This is a genomic window from Streptomyces sp. UH6 (assembly GCF_013421635.1).
Taxonomy (GTDB): Bacteria; Actinomycetota; Actinomycetes; order Streptomycetales; family Streptomycetaceae; genus Streptomyces; species Streptomyces abyssomicinicus.
On sequence record NZ_JACADT010000281.1, the window covers coordinates 1 to 6270 of the forward strand.

Sequence of the window (6270 nt, forward strand, 5' to 3'; positions counted from 1 at the left end):
CCGGTCAGGCGCCGAGCAGGGGGGCCAGGTAGCGGCGGGCGAAGGCGCGGGACTGGTCCTCGTCGCCCGTCTCGATGCAACTGGCGGGGTTGAGCAGGAACGACACGGCGACCCGCACCATGAGTTCGGCGACCGGCCGGGGGTCCTCGTCGGGCCGCCCCTCGGCCTGCTGGGCCCTGCGCAGATGGGCCGTCAGGTACTCCACCGTGGCGGAGAGCGAGGAGCCGCCCTGCACCGTCAGGTAGGGCAGCACCACCTCGGGCTCCAGGCGCAGCAGCCCTCCGAAGAGTGGGTGGGCACGGGTGTGGCGCAGGGCGACCACGAACCCCTCGACCACCCGCTCCTCCATGGTCGGCAGCGCGGCCACCGCGGCGTCCAGCCGCTGGAAGAACCGCCGGTGCTCCCGCAGCAGGGTGTCCTCGACGAGCCGGTCCTTGGTCTGGAAGCGCCGGTAGACGGTGACCCGGGAGACGCCGGCCCGCTTGGCGACGTCGTCCACGGAGGAACGGCGCAGGCCGAAAAGGGTGAACTGTTCCAGCGCGGCGTCGAGGATCCGCTGCGCCGTCCGGTCCTCGGTCTCGGACCGGCCGAGGGCCCGGGTGAGGAAGGAGTCGTCCGCGTCAGTCTTCATGGTGCTCCTCACGATACCGGCGAAGATCTCCCCGAGAGACGATGAAACACTTATCATCTCTTTGTAACTCTCTTTCCCGTGCGACCCCGGCCGGACCACCGACCGGCACCGGACCCCGGAGGACCTGATGGGCAGTCGACTCACCGAAGAACAGGCCGACTTCGTCGCGGCCATCCGCGACCTCGCCAAGCGCGAGTGCGGTACCCGTGAACAGCGTGACGCGCTGACCGACGGCGGCCGGGAGGCGCACCATCCCGGGCTGTACGGCAGGCTCGCCGATCTGGGCTGGCTCGGGGTGTGCCTGCCCACGGAGTACGGAGGCGCCGGCGGCGGGCTGGCCGACGCCTGCCTGTTCCTGGAGGAGACCTCGTACGGCATGGTCCCGGCGGGCGGTTTCGTCACCACCGTCATCGCGGCGAAGGCGTACGAGAAGTTCGGCACCGAGGAGCAGCGGTGCGAGGTGCTGACCGGCGTGATCGACGGGGACGTCCTGTCCATCGCCATGTCGGAGCCGGGGGCCGGGTCGGACGTCGGCGCGCTGCGCTGCCAGGCCCGGCGGGACGCGGACGGCTCGTGGGTGATCGACGGCCAGAAGACGTGGATCTCCAACGCGCACTGCGCGAAGCACATCCTGCTGGTGGCCCGCACCGGCGAGGACAAGCACGGCGGTCTCACCATGTTCCACCTGCCCTCCGGCACCCCGGGCGTGGAGGTGCGGCGCATCGACACCATGGGCGGCAGGGAGGTGAACGACGTCTTCCTCACCGGTGTGCGGCTGCCCGCGGACGCGGTCGTCGGGCAGGTGGACAACGGCTGGCGGCAGCTGATGGCCGGGCTGAACTACGAGCGGCTCTTCCTCGCCGCGAACATGCTGGGACTGGCGCGCCGCGCCTTCGACGACGCGGTGACCTACGTCCGCGAGCGTGAGCAGTTCGGGCGCCCCGTGGGCTCCTTCCAGGCGCTGCGGCACCGGATCGCGGACCTGGCCACCGAGATCGAGTGCACCCGGCTGCTGGTGCGCGAGGTGGCCCTGGACTGCGACGCGCAGCCGGACAAGCTGTTCCCGCGTGAGGCGTCCATGGCCAAGCTGAAGGCCACCGAGGTCGCCAAGCGGGCGGCCCTGGAAGGCATGCAGATGATGGGCGGCTACGGCTACACGACCGAGTTCGACATGGAGCGCCATCTGCGCGCCGCGGTCGTCTCCACGGTCTACGGCGGGACCAGCGAGATCCAGCGGGACGTCATCGGCAAGACCTACGGCCTCTGAGCGGGCCGGGTCCGCACGGACGGTACGCGACGCGGCCGCCCACCCCCGGCGGGGGTGGGCGGCCGTGTCGTGCCGCCGGGGCGAGGGCTGCGCCCCCGTTCAGTCCTGGTACAGCCCGGTGAGCGCGTCGGCGTACTTCTCCCGGATGACCCGGCGCCGCATCTTCAGCGACGGCGTCAGCTCGCCGCCGGCCGGCCCCCATTCCTCGGCCAGCAGCTCGTACCGCTTGACCTGCTCGGTGCGGTTGAGCCGGGAGTTGGCCGCGGCCACCGCACGGTCCACCTCGGCGCGGACCGTGGGGTGCTCCGCCAGTGCGGCGGGTCCGCCCTCGGCGTCGACGCCGTTGGCCGCGGCCCAGGCGGGGGCGGCCTCCGGGTCGAGCACCAGCAGGGCGACCAGGTAGGAGCGGTTGTCGCCGTGCACCATCGCCTGGCCGATCAGCGGGTGCTCCTTCAGCGCGTTCTCCACCAGGGCCGGCGAGACGTTCTTGCCCGTGGAGGTGATGATCATCTCCTTCTTGCGGTCGGTGAGCCAGAGGTACCCGTCCTCGTCCGTCCGGCCGATGTCGCCGGTGGCGAGCCAGCCGTCCTCGTCGAGGGCGGAGTGCACCGAGCCGTCCGGCTGGAGGTAGCCCGAGAAGAGGGACGTGCCCCGGACCATGATCTCGCCGTCGTCGGCGATCCTGACCTCGACGGACTCCACGGGGCGCCCCACCGAGCCGAGCCTGAAGCCGAGCTTGGGGCTGTTGCTGGTGGTCACGCCGGTGGTCTCGGTCAGCCCCCAGGCGTCCATGATGACGACGCCGAAGCCGGCCCAGAACCTGACGACGTCCACCGACATGGGCGCGGACGCGCTGGCCGACCAGGTCACCCGGTCCAGGCCGCCCGCGGCCAGCATCGGCAGCAGCACGTCCTTGCGGACACGGGCGTAGCGCTCCTCCAGCTCGGCGGACGGCGTCTCGCCGCGCTCGCGGCAGGCGACGTGCTCACGGGCCACCTCGAAGGCCTGGTCGATGACGTCCCGCTGTTCGGCGGGCATCAGCGACAGGACGGCCCGCACGGCGGCGGACAGCTTCTCCCAGATCCTCGGCACGCCGAAGAACTGGGCGGGGCGCACCTCGCGCACCACTGCGGCGACGGCCGTCGGGTCGGCGCAGAGGTAGACGTGGGAGGCCCGGTGACAGGGCAGGTAGATGCCCAGCATCCGTTCGGCTATGTGGGCGAACGGCAGGTAGCAGATGTGCTCGACGTGCGGCGGCAGCTCCACCACCGCGTCCAGCGCCAGGGCGTTGGACATCACCTGGCGGTGGGTGAGGACGACGCCCTTGGGCTCGCCGGTGGTGCCGGAGGTGTAGACGACGGTCAGCGGGTCGTCGGAGCGGGCGGTGTCCAGTTCCTTGGCGAACTCATCCGACACCGGCTCGCGGAGCAGCGCGGCGTACGGGAAGTGGCTGCCCTCCTGGCCCGGTTCGGCCACCACGAGCCGCTCCAGCGGGGTGTCCGCGTCGGCCAGCAGCGGCTCCCACACCGCCGTCTGGGCCGTCCCTTCCACCACGGCGATCCGGGCCCGGCAGTTGCGGGCGATGTGGGTGATCTGCTCGGGGGCCGCGGTGCCGTAGACGCTGACCGGGACGGCGCCGAGCCGCACCAGCGCCAGGTCGGAGAGCCAGTGCTCGGGCCGGTTGGACATCATCATCAGCACGTGGTCGCCGCGGCCGACGCCGAGCGCGGCGTAACCGGCGGCGAGGTGGCGGGTGTGCTCGTGGATCTGCGCCCAGGTGAACGTCGTCCAGTTCTCCGGGTCGTCGGCCGGCTTCCAGGACAGGCCGGGGAGTTCGGGGTACTCCTCGGCGTTGCGGGCGAGCAGCCGCGGCAGGGTCAGGTCGGCCGGGGCGCTGAGCAGGTCGGCGGTGGATGTCATCGGGGCCTCCATGCGGGTCGGAAGGGAACGTCCGGGGAGGCCGGGGCGGTGGGGACGCCCCGGCGGGCATGCCGGGCGGATCGCGGCGTGGGTGCGCCGGGCCGCGGTGGGCCGGGCCGAGGGGAAGGACGGCCCGGCCCGGGCGGACCGGTCGGTGCTCAGGAGGTGCGGGCACGGGCCGGGGGCGCCGCGGTCCCCCGGGCGCCTCAGGAGTCGGCGAACGTCTCGCCCTTCTCCGCCTTCTCCACCAGCAGCGCGGGCGGCCGGAAGCGGTCGCCGTACTTCTCGGCCAGTTCGCGGGCGCGGGCGACGAAACCGGGCAGGCCGGTTCCGGCGGTGCCCTGGTAGCCGTTGACGTACTGGAGCACGCCGCCGGTCCACGGCGGGAAGCCGATGCCGAGCAGCGAGCCGATGTTGGCGTCCGCCACCGACACCAGGACGCCTTCCTCCAGGCAGCGCACCGAGTCGAGCGCCTCGACGAAGAGCATCCGCTCGACCAGCTCGGTCAGGTCGGCGGGCTGTGCCGCGGGGTCCGTGAAGTGCTCGCGCAGGCCCGGCCACAGGCCCGCCCGCCTGCCGTCCACGTAGTCGTAGAACCCGGCGCCGCCGCTGCGGCCGGTGCGGCCGAACTCGTCGATCATGCGGTCGACGACGGTGTCGGCGGGGTGCGGCTCCCAGTGCCCGCCCGCCTCCTCGACGGCCCGGCGGGTCTCCTCGCGGATCTTGCGCGGCAGGGTGAGGGTCAGCTCGTCCATCAGGTTGAGCACCTTGGCCGGGTAGCCGGCCTGCGCGGCGGCCTGCTCGACGGAGGCGGGCTCGACGCCCTCGCCGACCATGGCGACGCCCTCGTCGATGAAGTGGCCGATGACGCGGGAGGTGAAGAAGCCCCGGGAGTCGTTGACCACGATCGGCGTCTTGCGGATCTGGCGCACCAGGTCGAACGCGCGGGCCAGCGCCTCGTCGCCGGTCTTCGCCCCCTTGACGATCTCCACCAGCGGCATCCTGTCGACCGGGGAGAAGAAGTGCAGGCCGACGAAGTCCTGCGGCCGCTCGACCCCCTTGGCGAGCCCGGTGATCGGGAGGGTGGAGGTGTTGGAGCACAGCAGCGCGTCGGGGGCGACGACGTCCTGGATCTCCTGGAAGACCTTGTGCTTGAGGCCGGTGTCCTCGAAGACGGCCTCGATCACCGCGTCGCAGCCGGCCAGGTCCTGGACGTCGGCGGTGGGGGTGATGAGGGCGAGCAGGGCGTCGGCCTTCTCCTGGGTGGTGCGGCCGCGGGAGACGGCCTTGGCGCAGAGCTTCTCGGAGTAGGCCTTGCCCTTGGCGGCGGCCTCGGCGGAGACGTCCTTCAGGACGACCTCGATGCCGGCCCTGGCACAGGAGTAGGCGATGCCCGCGCCCATCATGCCCGCGCCGAGCACCGCGACCTTGGCGACCTTGCGCGGCTCGACGCCCTCGGGGCGGCTGGCACCGGAGTTGACGGCCTGGAGGTCGAAGAAGAACGCCTGGATCATGTTCTTGGTGATCTGCCCGGTGACCAGTTCGGTCAGGTACCGGGCCTCGACGACGAAGGCGGTGTCCACGTCGACCTGGGCGGTCTCCACGGCCGCCGAGAGGATGTTGCGGGGAGCCGGGTACGGGGCGCCGCCGGTCTTCTTCTTCAGCAGCGCCGGGAACGCGGGGAGTTGCGCGGCGAACTTCGGGTGCGCGGGGGTGCCGCCGGGGATGCGGTACCCGGGCGCGTCCCAGGGCTGCGCGGACTCCGGGTGGGCGTCCACGAACGCCCGCGCCTTGGCGAGGAGTTCGTCGTGGTCGGCGGCGATCTCGTCGACCAGTCCGGCTTCCAGGGCGCTTTGGGGCCCGTACTGGGTGCCCTCCAGGAGGACCTTCTGCAGGGCTTCCGCCACGCCGAACATGCGGACGGTCCGGGTCACTCCCCCGCCTCCGGGCAGCAGCCCCAGGGTGACCTCGGGAAGCCCGACGCGGGCGGAAGGGCTGTCCAGCACCACGCGGTGGTGACAGGCCAGCGCGATCTCGTAACCGCCGCCCAGCGCGACCCCGTTGATCGCGGCGACGACCGGCCTGCCCAGCGTCTCCAGGACGCGCAGCGAGCGCTTGACGCGCATCCCGGCCTCGAAGGAGGCGCCGGCCGTCTCCGGCGTGACGGAGATCAGGTCGCGCAGGTCGCCGCCGGCGAAGAAGGTCTTCTTGGCGGAGGTGACGACGACGCCCCGGATCTCGTCCCGGCGCTCCGTCAGCCGGGCGGCGACCGCGTCCAGCGAGTCGATGAACGCGGCGTTCATGGTGTTGACGGACTGGTCCGGGTCGTCGAGGACGAGGGTGACGACGTGGTCGTCGGACTCTTCCCAGCGGATGGTGGAGGGTCGTGCGGTGGTGTCCATGGCTGGCTGGTCTCCCGTGAAGGTGGACGGCTGCGGAGGGTCGACGGCGG

Annotated in this window: 4 protein-coding genes; 1 reads left to right on the forward strand and 3 read right to left on the reverse strand. The window is 72.2% G+C overall.

Features of this window, described 5'->3' with window-relative positions:
* Window positions 1-4 precede the first annotated feature (4 nt).
* On the reverse strand, window positions 5-631 hold the full coding sequence (locus HW445_RS15380) for a TetR/AcrR family transcriptional regulator (protein WP_180221584.1): 627 nt from the start codon (window positions 629-631) through the stop codon (window positions 5-7).
* Between the two features lie 127 nt (window positions 632-758).
* Here HW445_RS15380 and HW445_RS15385 point away from each other — a divergent pair, with 127 nt between their 5' ends.
* Window positions 759-1898, forward strand: a complete 1140-nt coding sequence (locus HW445_RS15385; protein ID WP_180221585.1) for an acyl-CoA dehydrogenase family protein — start codon at window positions 759-761, stop codon at window positions 1896-1898.
* 99 nt (window positions 1899-1997) lie between these two features.
* On the opposite strand, the gene HW445_RS15390 is transcribed toward HW445_RS15385, so the two are convergent.
* Together HW445_RS15390 and HW445_RS15395 are read right to left on the reverse strand one after the other, a co-directional pair.
* On the reverse strand, window positions 1998-3818 hold the full coding sequence (locus HW445_RS15390; RefSeq protein WP_180221586.1) for a long-chain fatty acid--CoA ligase: 1821 nt from the start codon (window positions 3816-3818) through the stop codon (window positions 1998-2000).
* 206 nt (window positions 3819-4024) lie between these two features.
* Window positions 4025-6220, reverse strand: coding sequence for a 3-hydroxyacyl-CoA dehydrogenase NAD-binding domain-containing protein (locus HW445_RS15395; protein ID WP_180221587.1), 2196 nt, complete (start codon window positions 6218-6220; stop codon window positions 4025-4027).
* Between the last annotated feature and the right edge of the window lie 50 nt (window positions 6221-6270).